Origin of the sequence: Halopseudomonas aestusnigri (genome assembly GCF_002197985.1) — a bacterium.
Classification (GTDB): Bacteria; Pseudomonadota; Gammaproteobacteria; order Pseudomonadales; family Pseudomonadaceae; genus Halopseudomonas; species Halopseudomonas aestusnigri.
Genome location: NZ_NBYK01000004.1, coordinates 14,531 through 28,847, shown reverse-complemented (window position 1 = coordinate 28,847; position 14,317 = coordinate 14,531). Strand labels below are relative to the sequence as shown.

The following is a 14,317-nucleotide window of genomic DNA, read 5'->3' as shown; positions in this document are numbered from 1 at the left end:
AGTCTCTACGGACGATGATCCCGCCATGCCCGCGACGCAACAATCCTCGCACGCTAAAACAGCACTGTTACGAGGAGTCGCGGCATGACTGATACCCCAAACACGGGAATACTGAACGATCGAGTGGTCATTATCACCGGCGCCGGTGGTGGACTGGGCGCCGCCCATGCACGCGTCTTCGCAGCTGAAGGCGCCTGCGTTCTGGTCAACGATATCAACGGTGACGCCGCCGCTGCGGTGGTGGATGAAATCCTCTGCGCCGGTGGCCGGGCAGCAGTCAACACCTCCGATATCACCAACTACGCCGACAGCGAAAATGCGGTCCGTCAGGCGATTGAAACCTGGGGTGACCTGCATGTCGTGCTGAATAACGCCGGTATCAACCGTGACCGCATGTTTGCTTCCATGAGCGAGGCCGAGTGGGACGCCATCATGGCGGTACACCTCAAGGGCCACTTCTGTATCAGCTCCCACGCGGTGCACTACTGGCGCGATCAGACCAAGGCCGGACACCGCGTTGACGCGCGCATCATCAACACCACTTCCGGCGCCGGGCTGCAGGGTTCAATTGGTCAATCCAATTACGCTGCGGCCAAGGCCGGGATTGCTGCGCTGACGCTGAATCAGGCGGCCGAGCTGCGTCGCTACGGCATCACCGCCAACGCCATTGCGCCGGCGGCCCGTACCGGCATGACTACCGCGGTTGAATCCATGGCCCAGCGCATGGCCAAGCCCGACGATGGCAGCTTCGACTACTGGGCGCCGGAAAACGTCAGCTCGGTGCTGGCCTGGCTGGCAAGTAGCGAGTCTGCGGCCATTACCGGTCGTGTCTTTGAAGCCGAGGGCGGCAAGATCTCAATTGCTGATGGCTGGCGCACTACCGAAGGCGTCGACAAGGGCGCGCGCTGGGCACCGGCAGAGGTCGGTACCGCCATGCAGCAATTGCTGGCAAACGAAGTTCCGGCGCAAAAAGTCTACGGCAGCTAAAGCGAGGCCTGACCATGGAGTTTCGTTTCACCGATGAGCAGCGAATGATCCGTGACACTGCCGCGGCATTTCTGCAGGACGTGTCCGACTCGGCAGCCGTGCGCAAGGCCATGGCGACCGAGCTCGGCTATGACCCGGACCTGTGGCAGCGCATCTGCCAGGAGCTGTGCTTCCAGGCCATCACCGTGCCGGAAGCCTACGGCGGTATGGGCCTTGGCCAGGTTGAACTGGGTGCGGTACTGGAGCAGATGGGCAAGGTACTGCTCTGCTCGCCGTTCTTCGCCACCGTCGGGCTGGGCGTTAACGCGTTGCTGCTGGCTGGCACCGAAGAGCAGAAGGCGCGCTACCTGCCCGCCATCGTCGATGGCGCTCTGACGGCAACCCTGGGCTGGACCGGTGTCGAGGCGGCCCGGTTTGGCGGTCAGTGGGGCTGCGAGGCCATCGGCTTGCAATGGCAAGCCTGTGATGAGGGCTATCGCCTGAGCGGCGAGCTGCGCTATGTGATCGATGGCCACAGTGCTGACCTGCTGATTGTTGCCGCACGAGCACCGGGCACTGCCGGGCGCGATGGCGTGGCGCTGTTTGCGCTGTCGGCTGACACGGCTGGTGTCCGCCGCGAGTGGCAACCAACGCTCGACCAGACCCGTCGTCAGGCAAGGCTGCAGTTTGTCGATGTGCTGGTACCGACGTCCGCTTGCATGGCTGGCGGTGAGGCCGCCGGCCAGTTGCTCGACGATATTCTTGCGCTGGTCAAGGTGGCACTGGCCGCCGAGCAAATGGGCGCAGCCCAGCAGGTGCTCGACATGAGCGTCGCCTACATGCAGGAGCGCGTGCAGTTCGGTCGTCAGATTGCCAGCTATCAGGCGCTCAAGCACAAGGCCGCCGACATGCTGCTCAAGTGTGAGGTGTCCCGCTCTGCCGTTTATTACGCCGCCTGCATCGCCGAGGAGCGTGTAAACCCCGACGGTGATGCAGGGCTGGCAGCCGAGCTGGCCGAAGCTGCAGCCATGGCCAAGGCCTATTGCTCAGACACCCTGTTCCACAACGCCGGCAGCGCCATTCAGCTGCACGGTGGTGTCGGGTTCACCTGGGAATACGACGTGCACCTGTACTTCAAGCGGGCCAAGGCCAGTGAGTTGTACCTGGGTGCCGGTGCGGCGCAGCGTGAGCTGATCGCCAGCCTGCTGCTGGATTGAGGAGCCGAGCATGAAACTGACCTTTACCGCAGCCGATGAAGCCTTTCGCGCCGAGATAGCCGGCTGGCTGCAAGACAATCTGTGCGGCGAATTTGAGCAGCTGCGCTTTCGTGGTGGCCCCGGTGATGAGCACATGTTCCCGGCAGAGCGCAAACGCTGGGAGCAGAAGCTGGCCGAAGGCGGCTGGACCTGCGTTGGCTGGCCCAGGGAGCATGGTGGCCGTGGCTGCAGCATCGAGCAGCAGGTGATCTTCCATGAAGAGTACGCCCGTGCCGGTGCGCCGGGGCGAGTAGGGCACATTGGTGAGGGGCTTGCCGGCCCGACGCTGATCGCCTTTGCCAGCCCCGAGCAACAGCAGAAATACCTGCCCGGTATTCTGGCTGGCACCGAGCTCTGGTGTCAGGGCTATTCCGAGCCGGGCGCCGGCTCGGATCTGGCCAATGTCCGCACCCGGGCGGTGCAGGACGCCGATGGGCGCTGGATTCTCAATGGCCAGAAAGTATGGACATCGCTGGCACACGAGTCCGACTGGTGCTTCGTTGTTGCCCGTACGGACCCGGAGTCGCGCGGGCACAAGGGGCTGGGCTTTTTCCTTGTTTCGATGCATCAGCCGGGCGTCACCGTACGGCCAATCGAGCAACTGACCGGTACCTCCGAGTTTAACGAAGTGTTCTTCGATGATGCGGTCGCCGCTGACATCGTTGGCGCCCCGGGCGACGGCTGGAAGATCGCGATGGGCCTGCTCGGCTTCGAACGTGGCGTCTCCACCCTCGGCCAGCAGATGCAGTTCCAGAACGAGCTGGACCAGATTGTGCGTATCGCCCGAGAGAACGGCGCGGCGCGCGATCCGGCGCTGCGTCAGCGCATCGCCGAGGCCCACATCGGCCTGCGCCTGATGCGCTACAACGCCATGCGCATGCTCTCGCAGGACAGCAACAACGATGCCGGCCCGGCAGCATTGGTCTACAAGCTGCACTGGGCCAGCTGGCACCGCAACCTCGGAGCGCTGGCTATGGATGTACTGGGGCCGGAGGCCGAGATGGTCGAGTCCGCACCGTACAACCTGACGCGTCTGCAGTCCCTGTTCCTGTTCACCCGCTCCGACACCTTGTACGGCGGCACCAACCAGATTCAGCGCAACATCATTGCTGAACGCGGACTGGGCATGCCCAAAGAAGCCAAAGGAAACCTGTAATGAGCAACATGATTACCAGCCCGCAGTATGTTGCCGGGCACGGCCTGCTTGAAGGCAAATCGGTCCTTATCACCGCTGCGGCCGGCGCCGGCATCGGCTTCGCCGCCGCCACCCGGGCGGTGGAAGAGGGTTGCCGCGCCATCGTTATCAGTGATGTACACGAAGGTCGGCTGGCCGCGTCGGTTGACAAGCTGAAGGCAGAAACCGGGCTCAATGCTGTTTGGGGCCTGGTCTGCAACGTCACCGATGAGGCTCAGGTGCGCGCGCTGATCGACTTCGCCGAAGACAAGCTCGGCGGCACCGACGTGCTCATCAATAACGCCGGTCTGGGTACCAGCAAGCTGTTGATCGACATGGAAGACGCCGAGTGGGACAAGGTCATTGACGTGACCCTGAACGGCACCATGCGCATGACCCGCTACTTTCTGCAGTGTGTGAAGGCGCGAGAGCAGGGCGCGGTGATCGTCAACAACGCCTCGGTGCTGGGTTGGCGGGCGCAGAAGGAACAGGCTCATTACGCCGCAGCCAAGGCCGGCGTAATGGCACTGACCCGCTGCTCGGCACTGGAAGCGGTTGAGCTGGGAGTGCGCATCAACGCCGTGGCGCCCTCGCTGGCGGTGCACCCGATGCTGCGCAAGTCGGCACCGGAAGAGCTGCTGCGTGAGCTTGAAGCCCGCGAGGCCTATGGCCGAGGAGCCGAGTGCTGGGAGGTCGCCAACGTGATGATGTTCCTGGCCAGCGATTATTCCAGCTACATGACCGGCGAAATTCTGCCCGTCAGTTCCCAGCGCGCTTGAGCGCGCTTTCAGGAGTACAGCAATGACTACCGTATTTTCCTCGGCGGCGGCGCTGCAAGCCGCCGTCGGCCAATCGCTGGGCGCCACCGACTGGCTGCGTATCGAGCAGCCCCGGGTCGACCAGTTTGCCGATGCAACCGGCGACCATCAGTGGATTCACGTTGATCCCGAGAAGGCGGCCAAGGGCCCGTTCGGTGGCACCATCGCCCACGGCTACCTGACCCTGTCACTGGTGAACTATTTCCTGCCCCAGCTGATGCGGGTCGAGAACCTGCAGATGGGCGTCAACTATGGCTGCGACCGCGTGCGCTTCCCTGCGCCGGTGCGCGTTGGCGCGCGTATCCGCGGTGCCGGTGAAATCACCGGAGTGGAAACCCTGACCAACGGTGCGGTGCAGGTCGTGGTGCGGGTGACTGTTGAGGTCGAGGGCAGTGACCGCCCCGGCTGCGTCGTCGACACCATCAGCCGCTACACCTTCAATCCCGCTGTCTGAGGAGCTGACAACATGCAAGATGCCGTTATTGTTTCCGTTGCGCGTACCGCGCTGACCAAGTCCTTCCGAGGCTCCTTCAATGACACTGAAGCGCCGGTGCTCGGCGGCCACGTGGTCCGTGCGGTGGTCGAGCGCGCGAGTATCAAGCCGGAGGAGGTGGGTGATGTGATCATGGGCGCCGCCGTGCAACAGGGCACCCAGGGCTACAACATCGGCCGCTTGTGCGCCTACACCGGCGGCCTGGGCGATGCCGTGCCCGGTATGGCGCTGGATCGCATGTGCGCCTCCGGCCTGATGGCGGTGGGCGAGGCGGCCAAGGCGATCATGACCGGCGAGCTGGAAATTGCTATCGGCGGCGGGGTTGAGTCGCTGTCGCTGACCCAGACCAAGCACAAGAACGCTCACCGTGCGCGCTCCGAAGCAGTGCTGGAGGTCATGCCGACTGCCTACATTCCGATGATCGAAACCGCTGAAATTGTTGCTGCACGTTACGGCATCAGTCGCGCCGAGCAAGATGGCTACGCGCTGCAAAGCCAGCAGCGCACCGCAGCTGCCCAGCAGGCCGGTTTGTTTGCCGATGAAATCGTACCGCTGACAGCCAGCAAGCTGCTGTTCGACAAGGAAGGCAAGCCGGCCGGTCACGAACAGGTTACCGCCGACCGCGACGAGTGCAATCGCCCGAGCACCACCCTGGAAGGCCTGCAATCGCTTCCACCGGTCTGGAAAGATGGCCAGTGGGTTGCCCAGGGTGAACATATCACCGCTGGTAATGCCTCGCAGTTCTCTGATGGCGCGGCGGCCTGCCTGCTTATGAGTCGTGCCGAGGCAGACCGGCGCGGCCTCAAGCCACTTGGCATCTACCGCGGTATCGCTGTGGCCGGCTGCAAGCCCGACGAGATGGGGATTGGCCCGGTTTACGCCATCCCGAAACTGCTCCAGCGCTTTGATCTGAAGGTCGAGGATATCGGCCTGTGGGAGATCAACGAGGCATTTGCCAGCCAGGTGTTGTACTGCCGTGACGCGCTGGGTATTCCCAATGACCGCCTTAACGTCAACGGCGGTGCGATCTCCATTGGTCACCCGTTTGGCATGAGCGGTGCTCGTATGGTCGGTCACGCGCTGCTGGAAGGCCGCCGCCGCGGTGTCCGCTATGTCGTTGTATCCATGTGCATCGGTGGCGGCATGGGTGCCGCCGGCCTGTTCGAGCTCGACTGAGCCCTCTTCCAATTAACGTCTGAGAGCCGGGCCCGCTTTTCAGCGGGCTCGTGCTTCCCCGCGTCTACCTCGCAGGTTTGCGCAGATTTGCGTACTGGCATTTGGGTGTAAGCCGTTTGGACGATGTTGTCGCGTTCCTGGTGCCCGAATATCGACGCAGGTGCTGCTGCGACGCTTTGTCTCAGATTGGGACAGACGCTCAGCCGAATAAAAACAATGTGCTCCCCCGAGGGGCTCAACAGGCAGGAATGCATCATGAGCAAACTGATTAGCTACGCCTTCTGCATTGTCGTCACCGCTCTGGTGTTCTACGCGTTTTCCCCCCGCCACGATGGCCAAGGTGCCGAGCTGGATATGGACCTTGCACGTATCCAGTTCAATGATTTGGTGCACTTTGACGGCCGCATGGTCGCGGTTGGCGAGCGCGGCACCATCATGGTCAGTGACGACGATGGTGACAGCTGGCAACAGACCTATGGCGACCAGCAACTCCCGGTCACCCTGACCGGAATCACTTGGCTGGGTGGCGATCTGCTGCTGGCAGTCGGCCATGATCAACTGATTCTTCGCAGCACCGACGGCGGTGATAGCTGGGACGTCATCATGAATGACGAGGAAGCCGGCGAGCCGCTGATGGGAACCTGGAGTGCCGATGGCAAGGAGGTGTTTGCCTATGGCAGCTTTGGCCGCTTTTTCCATTCCACCGACGCCGGTCAGAGCTGGACCAGTGTTGAGCTGGATATCCATGGTGAGCATCTGAACGACCTCGCTGGCGATGGCAAGCGCATGCAGCTGCTGGTTGGCGAAATGGGGCTTGTCCTGCGCAGCACCGACGGCGGTGATCAGTGGCAGGCAGTAGAGCCGTTTTACCGCGGCTCTCTGTTCGGGGTTGCCCATCTCAAAGACGCCAGCTGGGTTGCCTATGGCATGCGTGGGCATGTCTTCGTCAGCCACGACGATGGCATTAACTGGAGCCAAATCCAGCTGCCTCACCAGTTGCCACTTTACGGTCACGCCGCTGATGCCAATGGCGTAGTGATCGTCGGGACCGGCGGTGCCTACGTCAACCTGACAGGCGATGGCGAGCTTCGCAACATCGGCTTCATGCGCGGCATGGGGACGCTGACGTCGGCAGTGGTTCTGCCTAACAGAGAATTTTTCGTCGCCGGACAGTTCGGTCTGCAACAGCGGGACCGAGACCTTCTGGCGCATACAGGTCGATAAGGGGTAGTCATGACCAGGCATGTTCGTTTACTGGATCGCTGGGTCGAAGGTTTTGCCGACCTGTTGATGAACCACCGCAAGCTCATTCTCGGGTTTTTCATGCTGCTGACTCTCGGGTTGGGTTACAGCGCGACCCAGATTCGACTGGATCCTGGCTTCAACAAGCAGATTCCGGCCAGCCACCCGTACATGGAGAACTACCTGCATTACAGCGAGACGTTCTCGGGTGCCAACACGATCCTGGTAAGTGTGAACTGGCTGGGCGAGGGGGATATCTACAACCCGGAATTCCTCGAGGTGCTGCGCCAGGTTACCGATGAAGTGTTCTTCATTCCCGGCGTACGCCGTGCCAGTGTGCGCTCGCTGTTCACTCCCGACGTGCGCTATGTCGAAATATCGGAAGACGGTTTCGTCGGTGATGTGGTTATTCCGCCCCAATTCAGCGGCACGCCCGAGGATCTGGAGCAGGTTCGCAGCAACGCTGCCCGGTCCGGTGAAATCGGTCGACTGGTGGCCAATGATTTGACTGCGGCGATCGTCAATGCCGAACTGCAGGAGTTCAACCCGGACACCGGTGAGCGTGTGTCCTATGCCGAGATTGCCCGTCAGCTGGAGGCGATTCGCAGCAAGTACGAGAACGAGAATATCGAGATCAATATCGTCGGTTTCTCAAAGCTGGTTGGCGATGTGATTGATGGCCTGGTTGAGGTGATGGGCTTTTTCGTGATCGCCTTCATCATTACCACGCTGCTGCTGTGGGCTTACTCGCGTTCACTGGTACAGACCGTTGTCGCGTTGCTGGTTGCACTGGTACCGGTGGTCTGGTTGCTGGGGATCCTGCCGCTGATTGGTATGGGTATCGATCCAATGTCGATCCTGGTGCCGTTCCTGATCTTCTCGATCGGGGTGTCGCATGCGGTACAGATGAGCAACGCCTGGAAACAGGAGCTGTTCAACGGCCTGGAACCCAGGGAAGCAGCCAAAGTGGCCTGCTGCAAGATCTTCATCCCCGGTGCGCTTGCGCTGGTTACCAACGCACTGGGCTTCGGTGTGATCATGCTGATCGATATTCCGATTGTGCGCGAGCTGGGGATTTCCGCCTGTATTGGTGGCCTGTTGATGATCTTTACCAACAAGATGATGCTGCCGATCATCCTGTCCTGGCTGACGCTGGATCGTCGTGCCTGGGCAGCCCATGAGGCGCGCAACGGCGGCAAGCACCAACTGTGGTGGAGACTGTCTGTCCTGGCGACGCCGGGTCCCGCGCTGGTGGTCTTTGCAATCAGTCTGGTGCTGCTGGTTGCCGGTTCCTGGAAAAGCCGCGAGCTGATTGTCGGCGATGTGGGGGTCGGTGCCCCCGAGCTGCGCCAGAGTGCCCGCTATAACCAGGACAACCTGCGCATCACCCAGAAGTACTCGATCGGCCTTGATGTACTGTCGATTTACATGGAAACCGACGTCACCGAAGCCTGTCTGGACCCGGATGTGATGCGCGCGGTTGAGGAGCTGGACTTTCATGCACGCAGCATCAAGGGCGTCAATTCGACCCAGAGTGTGGCGGGTATGGGCAAGGTTTCGATTGCCGGCAACAACGAAGGTAACCCGCGCTGGGCTGCCATTCCGGGCTCGTCCCGCGGCCTGATGGCGGGCTCGCGTGCCTACTCGGCGTCTAATGGCCTGGTGGTTGATGGTTGTCAAACCATGCAGATGTTGCTGTTTCTCAATGACCATGATGGCGACACCATTGCTCATGTGATTGATCAGGTCGAGCACATCATCGCCAATATCGATGAACCGAAGCTGCGCTTCATGCTGGCCGGCGGCAACGTAGGCGTGATGGCTGCCTCGAATGAGGCGGTGCAGCAGGCCGAAGCACAAATGCACGGATCTTTGCTGCTGGCAGTGGCGCTGTTTTGCTGGGTCACCTTCCGCAGTGGTCGCGCAGTACTTTGCATCCTGATCCCGCTGGCGATTGTTGCCACCCTGTGCAGCGCCGTCATGGCGATGTTCGGGATTGGCCTCAAGGTTGCGACCTTGCCGGTAATGGCGCTCGGGGTGGGTGTTGGGGTCGACTACGGGATTTATCTGTACGAGCGCATGCAGCACGAACTCAAGGTCGGCAAGAGCCTGCGTATGGCCTTTTACGAAGCCATGTGTCAGCGCGGCACTGCGGCGTTGTTTACCGCAGTAACCATGTCGGTCGGGGTTGGTACCTGGATTTTTGCACCGCTCAAGTTCCAGGCAGATATGGGCATTTTGCTGGCCTTCATGTTCCTGGTGAACGTATTCGGCGCGATTTTCCTGCTGCCGGGGCTGGCTGCCTGGTTCCAGCGCAGCAAACCGCTGGTACGGGTGCGTCCGGCGGTGAGGAGCCCGCTGCAGGGTGCCGGGCAGAACTGAGATGACCAAGATCAGCCAGGAACAAGCCACCGTGGTTCCTGCGGCAGCATACGACTCCCTGCTGGGCGAGTTGTATGATGCTGCGCTGGATGACCATAGCTGGAGCCGCTTTTTGGGCCATGTGCGCGAGTTGTTCCGTGCCAATTACGTAACACTGATCCTGCGTGCGCCGGTGGGCAGCGACAAGGGCCTGATGGTAGTCAGCGGTGATATAGAAGGTGAGGGGACCATCACCTACATTGCCTATCCCCGGGCTGAAACACCGTTTGTGAACTGCCAGACAAACCGGGTATTCACGGTAACGGACCTCATGAGCTACAGCACCTGGCTGGAGTCCGACTACTACCAGCGTTACTGCCAGCCGCAGAGGGTGTTGCATGTGATGGGTGTCGATATCGCGATTCCCGGCGGCGGCGTTTTCCGATTTCGCATTACCCGGCCTGATGGTACTCAGGACTTTTCCCGTGCGGAAAAACTGCTTTGCAGCTCACTGATTCCGCACATGAGCAGGGCACTGCAGATTCACAACCTGATAGGGCACAAGGAGTCGCTCAACGCGCTGTACGCCCAGACCATCGGCCGGCTGGCAATTGCGACCATGGTGCTCGATGAAAACGGCGGCATCGTGGAAGCCAACCAGATCGCACGGGACATGCTTCAGGCCGGAGATGGACTGAAACTGGTTGGCGGCCGCGTGGAAGCCAATTACCCGGGAGACAACAAGCGCCTGTATCAGGCGCTGCGAGGCGCCCAGACGGCCGGTCGCAGCAATGATGGCAATATCGCCGAAGCGCTGTCCATTTCAAGGCCTTCGGGACAGGTCAGCCTGGGGTTGCTGATTGAACCGGTCCCGGAGTCTGACTGGGACGACGGCAAACCTTGCGTTGTGGTTTACGTGCGAGATGCGGTAGGCCGCTCGATGCTCAGCACAGCCATGACCCGTCAGGTGTTCGGATTTACGCCTTCGGAGTCGGCGCTTGCGATGGAGTTGGCCAACGGCCTGTCGCTGGAGGAGGCTGCCAGTTCGCTGGGCATTCGCCGCAATACGGCTCGAGCCCATCTGCGCGCGATTTTTTCCAAGACAGGGGTGCGCCGTCAAACGGAGTTGGTGCGCCTGATCCTTAATAGCGTGGTTTCACTGGGTCAGCAGGACGGAGGCGTTGAAACCGAAGCGCGGGAGGAAAACGACACATAGCGCGCTGATGTCCTCTGTAGCCATGCTGAATGGCCATTCCAGACATTTGCGCACAATGCAAAACGAAGTAAGGTGAGACACTTTGTCGCAGAGCCGCACTTTGCTGCAGCTCGGGCAACAGAGACTCAGACTGCTGTATTTATCAATAAAAACAAGATGGGCCGCCAATGAGCAGCCCGACGCAGAGGTCGCACAGTCATGAATAACAAGAACGTTGTAACACCACAAAACCCGATCGCGCACAGTATCAGTCTTAGTCTGGATCATTACGATCACCTGATTGGGTGTATCCACGACGGTGCGTTTGATACTCAACGCCTGTACGACGCGGTCGAGGAGCTGCGCAAGCTGTTCCAGGCCAACTACGCCACACTCATTCTTCGCATTCCGGGAATTGACAACATTGGTCTGATGCTGGTGGCGGGGGAGGTCGAGGGGAGCGGTACGGTCCGCTACTTTGATTACTATCATAACGACAGCCCCTTCTCGAGCATGCCGGCGGACGTCAGCTTTACCATCGATGATGTGATGACCACCGAGGAGTGGGAGGCCAACCCGTACTACACCGATTACGCACGCCTGAATAATGTGTACCACATCCTTGGTGCCGACATTACTACCCCGGAAGACGGCATGTTGCGCATGCGGGTGACCCGTGGGCACAACCAGCCGGCATTCAGTGCCGAAGACAAGGCGCTGTGCAATCGACTTTTGCCACACCTGCGCCGCTCGCTGCACGTTCACAATCTGCTCGGGCGCAGCGAGTCACTGGGCACGGTTTACGCCGAGGCCATAAACCGGTTGTCTGTTGCTACCCTGGTGCTGGACGAAACCGGTTGCGTACTGCAGCTCAACGACGTAGCCCGGGCGATGCTGAAGGAGGCCGATGGCATCAAGCTGGTCGGCACCCGGCTGGAGGCGAGCTACCCCAGCGACAACCGCGAGTTGCACCGGCTGATTCGCGAGACGCTGGATTTGCAGCAGGGCCAGCAGCCGGCGGAAAGCCGTGAGGCCCTGTCCATCGCTCGGCCCTCGGGTGAGGTCAGCCTTGGCGTTGTTGTCGAGGCGCTGCCGGCGTCCGAATGGGCCGAAGGCAAGGGACGGCCGACCGTGATCGTGTATATCCGCGACTCGGTAGGCCGCTCCCAGGTCGACAACCGGGTGGCCAAGGAGCTGTTCAACTTTACCCCAGCTGAAACAGCGCTGGCGCTGGAGCTGGCCAACGGCCTGTCGCTGGAAGAGGCCGCTGAGAACCTCGGTATCATGCGCAACACGGCTCGTGCGCACCTGCGTTCGATCTTCTCGAAGACCGGTGTTCGGCGCCAGGCCGAGCTGGTGCGTGTGATGCTCAACAGCGTGGTATCGCTTGGCCGTGGCCAGGTGACGCCGCTGACGGTCAAGCCGTCAGCCATTGCGCGGCCTGAGCTGCGCTCACTGCGCACGCATTGAGCGCGTGCTCCAGCCAAGGAATAGTCCGTACCAACGATGAGTTGACTCCCCGCCTGACTTGATACTGAGAAAAAGGGACCGCCAGAGGCCCCTTATCAGACGAGCGGGGAAGCAATGAAACAGGTAGCAATGATCACCGGTGCCAGCCGCGGCATCGGCAGGGCCGCTGCGCTGGCCTTTGCCAGCGCAGGATACGACCTGGTGTTGGCCGGTCGCATGCAGGGTGATGCGGCCCAGCGCCAATACAGTCTGACCGGGGCCGATGGCAAACCCTTGCCCGGCAGCCTCGGCAGTGTTGCCGCAGAGGCCCGAGAACGGGGCGCCAGGGTATTTTGCGTTCATCTGGACCTGCTCGATGGCGCCTCCGCAGAGCTCGCGGCAGATCAGGCGCAGGATCAGGCTGGGCGCGTGGATGTGCTGATCAACAATGCGGTCTATCAGGGCAGCGACCTCAACGCCTCGCTGCTCGACTTGCAGGTTGAGACGCTGCAGCGCGTCTCGCAGGCTTATCTGATTTCCCCCTTGCTATTGACTCGCCGACTGGTTGGCCCGATGGCGCAGCAGGGCGCGGGAGTCATTATCAACGTCTCATCGGGCGCCGGCGAGAGCAATCCGCCCGTCTCCGCCGCGCGGGGCGGCTGGGGATACGCTTACGGGGCTGGAAAGGCGGCGGTCTCGCGATTGTCCGGGGTGATCAAGGCAGAGCTGGGGCATCGCGGGATTCGCGCCTATACGCTCAATCCCGGTGTGGTCACTACTGAAGCCCTTGAGGCGACCATTGGCGCTGAGGGCATCCGCGCCCTCGGCGCCGGGTCTGCGCCGCCCCACGTGCCTGCCGCGGTCATGCTCTGGCTCTGCCGGCAGGATACCGCTGGCACATATCAAAAACGCACCGTACACGCCCAGCCATTTGCCCGTGAACATCAGGTTGTCGATGAGTGGTCTAGTCCAAGTGGAGGATGAACAGACTACCCGCTGACGCGAAGATGCCCTACATCGGATGAGGTTACTGTCCGACCGGTTCAGGCCGCTGCGCTTTGCGGGCGTATTCACATGGGCGGAACCAAGCCGTGGTGAACAAAGATAAAAATGCTCAGTGAGGACCAACTGATGAATCAGCTAATCAATGTCAAACCAGCTGTTGAGGCCGCGGAATATCGTTATGCCCGTGGCTGGCACTGCCTGGGTGAGGCCAAGGACTATCGCGATGGCCAGTTGCACACCCTGAATATTTTCGGAACCCGTCTGCTGGCATTCGCAGACGAGCAGGGCGCCATCAGCATCCTGGACGCCTATTGCCCGCACATGGGCGCAGACCTGTCCCAGGGCGAACTGGTTAACGGCAAGGTTGTCTGTCCGTTCCACCACTGGGCGTTTGACGCCAGCGGCCGCTGCGCCGAGATTCCCTACTGCAAGCGGATTCCGCCGAAAGCCAAGACCCGCAAGTGGCTGACCTGTGAAGAGAACAATCTGCTGTTTGTGTGGAACAACCCGGAAGGCAAGCCGCCTGCAGAGGGCGTTGAGATTCCGCACCTTCCGGAAATTGACAGCGACGAGTGGGATCACGACTGGCATCTGGATCTGATGATGATCGATACCAACCCGCGCGAGCTGGTCGACAACCTCGTTGATGCCCAGCACTTTGGCCCGGTTCACGGCACGCCGACCAAGTACTTCCGCAACACGTTCAAGGAGCATATTGGCACCCAGTTGTTTATGGGTGACTCCGAGCGTCTGGGCGGTGACCTGATTGCTGATTCTGCCTACTACGGCCCGGCTACCCACTTTACCCGCATGCGCGCCGAGTATGATGGCCTGCTGGTAGAAAGCATCCTGCTGAACTGTCACGTGCCGGTGGGTCCGAATCAGTTCGAGCTGCGCTTTGGTGTGCTGGTCAAGAAGATTCCGGGCTGGACTGAGGAGCAGAACAAGCAGTTGGCACTGGATTACGTCAAGCAGAACCGCGAGTCCTTCTATCAGGACGTGGATATCTGGTCGCACAAGCGCCGGGTTGACATGCCGGTACTGGCTGAAGGGGACGGCCCTATTTATCAGCTGCGCGAATGGTATCAGCAGTTCTTCATGGACGAGGCGGACGTGCCTGCCATGCACAAGGAACTGCGCGAGTTCATCGTCGTCGATAACCGCTGAAAATAGCTGTGCTGT

The 14,317-nt window shown here is 60.9% G+C and carries 12 protein-coding genes; all 12 read left to right on the top strand.

Annotated features, from left to right (window positions below):
- Positions 1-84: 84 nt before the first annotated feature.
- A complete protein-coding gene (locus B7O88_RS07850; protein ID WP_088274958.1) occupies positions 85-987 on the top strand; it encodes an SDR family oxidoreductase in 903 nt (300 codons plus the stop codon).
- Between the two features lie 14 nt (positions 988-1,001).
- Positions 1,002-2,183, top strand: a complete 1,182-nt coding sequence (locus B7O88_RS07845) for an acyl-CoA dehydrogenase family protein (RefSeq protein ID WP_088274956.1) — start codon at positions 1,002-1,004, stop codon at positions 2,181-2,183.
- A gap of 10 nt (positions 2,184-2,193) precedes the next feature.
- Positions 2,194-3,378 (top strand): acyl-CoA dehydrogenase family protein, encoded by a 1,185-nt coding sequence (locus B7O88_RS07840; RefSeq protein ID WP_088274954.1) that lies wholly within the window; start codon positions 2,194-2,196, stop codon positions 3,376-3,378.
- An 8-nt stretch (positions 3,379-3,386) separates the two neighbouring features.
- Entirely contained in the window at positions 3,387-4,175 is a 789-nt protein-coding gene (locus B7O88_RS07835) for an SDR family oxidoreductase (protein ID WP_172409658.1), read from the top strand.
- A gap of 22 nt (positions 4,176-4,197) precedes the next feature.
- Positions 4,198-4,668 carry a MaoC family dehydratase gene (locus B7O88_RS07830; protein ID WP_088274950.1) on the top strand — a complete coding sequence of 157 codons (471 nt, stop codon included), beginning with the start codon at positions 4,198-4,200 and terminating at the stop codon, positions 4,666-4,668.
- 12 nt (positions 4,669-4,680) lie between these two features.
- Positions 4,681-5,883 carry an acetyl-CoA C-acyltransferase gene (locus B7O88_RS07825; protein WP_088274948.1) on the top strand — a complete coding sequence of 401 codons (1,203 nt, stop codon included), beginning with the start codon at positions 4,681-4,683 and terminating at the stop codon, positions 5,881-5,883.
- Between the two features lie 255 nt (positions 5,884-6,138).
- Positions 6,139-7,107, top strand: coding sequence for a WD40/YVTN/BNR-like repeat-containing protein (locus tag B7O88_RS07820; protein WP_088274946.1), 969 nt, complete (start codon positions 6,139-6,141; stop codon positions 7,105-7,107).
- A gap of 9 nt (positions 7,108-7,116) precedes the next feature.
- The gene (locus B7O88_RS07815; RefSeq protein ID WP_172409650.1) at positions 7,117-9,507 is read left to right on the top strand and encodes an efflux RND transporter permease subunit; all 2,391 of its coding nucleotides are present in this window, start codon (positions 7,117-7,119) and stop codon (positions 9,505-9,507) included.
- Position 9,508: 1 nt separating this feature from the next.
- Entirely contained in the window at positions 9,509-10,702 is a 1,194-nt protein-coding gene (locus tag B7O88_RS07810) for a helix-turn-helix transcriptional regulator (RefSeq protein WP_088274944.1), read from the top strand.
- A gap of 198 nt (positions 10,703-10,900) precedes the next feature.
- Positions 10,901-12,151: a helix-turn-helix transcriptional regulator gene (locus B7O88_RS07805; protein ID WP_088274943.1), complete on the top strand. Its 1,251-nt coding sequence runs from the start codon at positions 10,901-10,903 to the stop codon at positions 12,149-12,151.
- Positions 12,152-12,265: 114 nt separating this feature from the next.
- Positions 12,266-13,114: an SDR family NAD(P)-dependent oxidoreductase gene (locus tag B7O88_RS07800; protein ID WP_088274941.1), complete on the top strand. Its 849-nt coding sequence runs from the start codon at positions 12,266-12,268 to the stop codon at positions 13,112-13,114.
- Between the two features lie 147 nt (positions 13,115-13,261).
- Complete coding sequence (locus B7O88_RS07795) at positions 13,262-14,302, top strand: Rieske 2Fe-2S domain-containing protein (protein ID WP_088275401.1); 1,041 nt, start codon at positions 13,262-13,264, stop codon at positions 14,300-14,302.
- The last annotated feature ends 15 nt before the right edge of the window (positions 14,303-14,317 follow it).